This is a genomic window from Embleya scabrispora DSM 41855 (genome assembly GCF_000372745.1).
GTDB classification, from domain to species: domain Bacteria; phylum Actinomycetota; class Actinomycetes; order Streptomycetales; family Streptomycetaceae; genus Embleya; species Embleya scabrispora.
Window position 1 is genome coordinate 1 of record NZ_KB889631.1, and the last position, 3,402, is coordinate 3,402.

Annotated in this window: 1 protein-coding gene; it reads right to left on the bottom strand. The window is 71.9% G+C overall.

Going from position 1 to position 3,402, the window contains the following annotated elements; translation table 11 throughout:
• Window positions 1–3,402: condensation domain-containing protein (locus A3IC_RS54420; RefSeq protein ID WP_040876625.1), on the bottom strand; the 3,402-nt coding region annotated here is incomplete at both ends.

Sequence of the window (3,402 nt, forward strand, 5' to 3'; positions counted from 1 at the left end):
AACGGCGCCACACCGTCCGGATCCTGCACCACCGCGACCACATCCGGCACCAACACCGCCCGCTCCTCCAGCAGATCGGCCACAGTCGCGTCCGGGATGGCCAATTCGGTCGCGTTCCACTCGCGCACGATGCGCGTGTGCTCCGCCGCCGACAACAGTTCGTAGGCGCCCACGCGGCGGTTCGGATCGTCGGCGATCGCGCCGAGCAGGCGCAACAGCCGTTCGGCGAAGTGCTCGACGGTACTGTGGTCGAACAGGTCCGCCGCGTATTCGATGCCCAACTCGACGGCCCCGTCGGGCACGGCCGCGAGGTCGGTCTCGCGGAAGACGAAGTCGAGGTCGAACTTGGCGGTGGGCGGGGTGAATCGTTCGCCGACCGGTGCGATGTCGCCGAAGCGGACCTCGCCCACGCCCTGGTTCTGGTAGCCGACCATCACCTGGAAGAGCGGGTTGCGGCCGAGTGAACGGGCCGGGTTGAGCTCCTCCACGAGTCGCTCGAACGGCAGGTCCTGGTGGGCGAACGCGTCGAGGTCGGTGTCGCGCACGCGGGCCAGCAGCTCCGCGAAGGTCGGATTTCCCGTCACGTCCGCGCGGATCACCACGGTATTGACGAAAAATCCGATCAGTTCGCCCAGCGCCTCGTCGTCGCGTCCGGCCACCGGACTGCCCAGCGCGATGTCCGTACCCGCGCCGAGCCGGTGCAGCAGGGCTGCCACCGCGGCCTGGTAGAGCATGAACGCACTGGCGCCGGCGGCCGAGGCGACGGCGCGCACGCGGTTGGCCAGCTCGGCGGGGATCAGCCGTTCGATCGTCCCGCCGTGGTAGCCGGCCACCGTGGGGCGCGGGCGGTCGGTGGGCAGCCCCGGTTCCTCCGGCAGTCCGGCCAAGGCCGTTTTCCAGTACGCGAGTTGACGGGCATAGCGGCCGGCGGGATCGGCCGGGTCGCCCAGCAGATCGCGTTGCCACAGGGTGTAGTCGGCGTATTGGAGCGGCAACGGCTCCCAGCCGGGCGCGTGTCCGGCGGCCCGTGCCGTGTAGGCCGCGGCGAGATCCTGCGCGAAGGGACGGATGGACCACTCGTCGATCGCGATGTGGTGGAACACCGCGAGTAGCACGTGCTCGTCGGGACCGACCCGAAAGACCGAGGTCCGCAACGGCAGTTCCGTGGCCAGATCGAACGGGCGACGGGTGGCCTCGGCGACGAGCGCGGCCAGGGCCGTCGGGGCGGACGAATCCGGTTCGGCGGCGCCGGGCTTGAGGATGTCGACGAACTCGACAGCGACACGGGCCTGTTCCGGCGTCAGGACGTGCTGGTACACGTCGGTGGTGGTGCTTCCCGCCGGCTCCTGCGCAGCGACACACAGCGTGCGCAACGTTTCATGACGGTTGGTCACGTCCTGTACGGCCGCGCGCAGCGCCTGTCGGTCCAGCCGTCCGCGCAGCCGGACCGCGATCGGTTCGTGGTAGGCCGCGCTCGCCGTCTCGAACTGGCCGAGCAGCCACAGCCGCCGCTGGGCGAACGACAGCGGCACCCGGTCGGGACGCTCCCGACGCGTGACGGCCGGGCGCAGTGGCTCGGCGTCGGACGCGTGTGCTGCGCTGCGTTCGGCGAGCAGCGCCGCCAGCGCGGCGGTGGTGGGGGCGGTGAACACGTCGCGGATGGCGATCTCGACGCCCAGGGTGCCACGGGCCTTGGCGGCGAGTCGGGCGGCGAGCAGGGAGTGGCCGCCGAGGTCGAAGAAGTTGTCCTCGGCGCCGATGTCGGCGACGCCGAGCACCTCGGCGAACAGTGCGCTCAGCGCGAGTTCGGTCGCGCCGCTCGGTGGCCGGGTGGTGGTGCGGCCGGCGCCGGCGTCGGGTGACGGCAGTGCGCGGCGGTCGAGTTTGCCGTTGACGGTGAGCGGGAGCCGGTCGAGCGGGACGAACCCGGCGGGCACCATGTACTCGGGCAGCCGTTCGCGCAGGTAGGCCCGCAGTCTCGGAACGAGGGTGCCCGCCTCGCGCGCGGCGGCCGGGTGGTTGGCGTAGCCGGACGGGTCGGCACGGCCGGCACCGCTGGGCACGTAGGTACCCTGGACGCCGTGTTCGGCCGCGCCGCCGGTCGTGAACACGGCGTCGAAAGCGCCGGATCCGGTCGCCGACCAGGTCACGGCCACGGTGTAGCCGAGATCGGCGCCCAGCGCGTACAACGCCTCGGGTTCGACCGCCGCGCCGGCGGCCTGCTCGGCCTCGGTGCGGGCCCGGCGGGCCCGGGCGGCGGTGCCGCCGTTCGCCAGGACGCGTTCGGCGGCGAGTTCGCCGGCGAGGCGGGCGTTGGGCACGCCGCGCAGGCGCAACACCTCGGGGCGATCCGCGGTGAGCCGGCGGACGAGCGCGTCGGTTCCTGCGGAGGCGCTCCACAGCAGGCTCGGTACGTCGGCGAGCGCCGTCAGGTGGGCGCCGCCGGTGCGGCGCAGCACGGCGTCGTAGCGGTGCCGGGTCAGTTCGTTGTGCAGGTGTCCGCGTTTGATCCGCACGTCGACACCGGCGAGGTCGGGCAGCCGGTCGGGCAGGGTGGCGAAGTAATCGGGATCGACGAGGAGTTCCTTCTCCAGCAGGACGGCGCGCTCGATCGCGGCGCGGACGGTGGCGTCGTCGGTGTCCGGAGTCGCCTGGCCGAGTCGGATCGCGCTGTGGAAGGTGCGAGCGAGTAGCAGGTTGCGGATGTCGCCGACGAAGACCGCTCCGCCGGGGCGGACCAGGTCGAGGGCTCGGCGCAGTACGTCGGTGAGGTAGTCCAGGCTCGGGAAGTACTGGACGACCGAGTTGATCACGACCGTGTCGAAGAACGCCGCGGGCAGGTCGTCGAGTTCATGCGCCGGCGCGGTGCGCAGTACGACCTTGGCGGCGAGTTCGCGGTCGCGGCCCAGGTCCGCGCGGAGCTTCTCGACGACCGGTGCGGCGAAGTCGGTGGCCCAGTAGCTTTCGCTCGCGGGGGCGAGTTCGCCCAGGAGCAGCCCGGTGCCGACGCCGATCTCCAGGATCCGGGACGGGCGCAGTTCGGTGATCCGGCGCACGGTCTCGGCACGCCATTCGCGCATGTGGCCGAGTGGGATCGGTGCGCCGTCGTAGCTGCTGTCCCAACCGGCGAAGTCCTCGGTGAACACGGCCGTGTCGATGGCGGTGTATTCGTCGGCGTAGATCTGCCGCCATTGGGCGAGGTGTTCGGCGTCGGCGTGGGCGTCGCCGGCGCCGGCCGTCTCGGGGACGAGGTAGGCGGTGAGCCGTACCGCCCCGTCCGGACCGGTGGTGGGCACGACGGCACTTCGGGCCACGCGCGGGTGTGTGTCCAACACGCTCTGGATTTCGGCGGGTTCGATGCGGTGGCCGCGGATCTTGATCTGGTCGTCGGTGCGGCCGAGG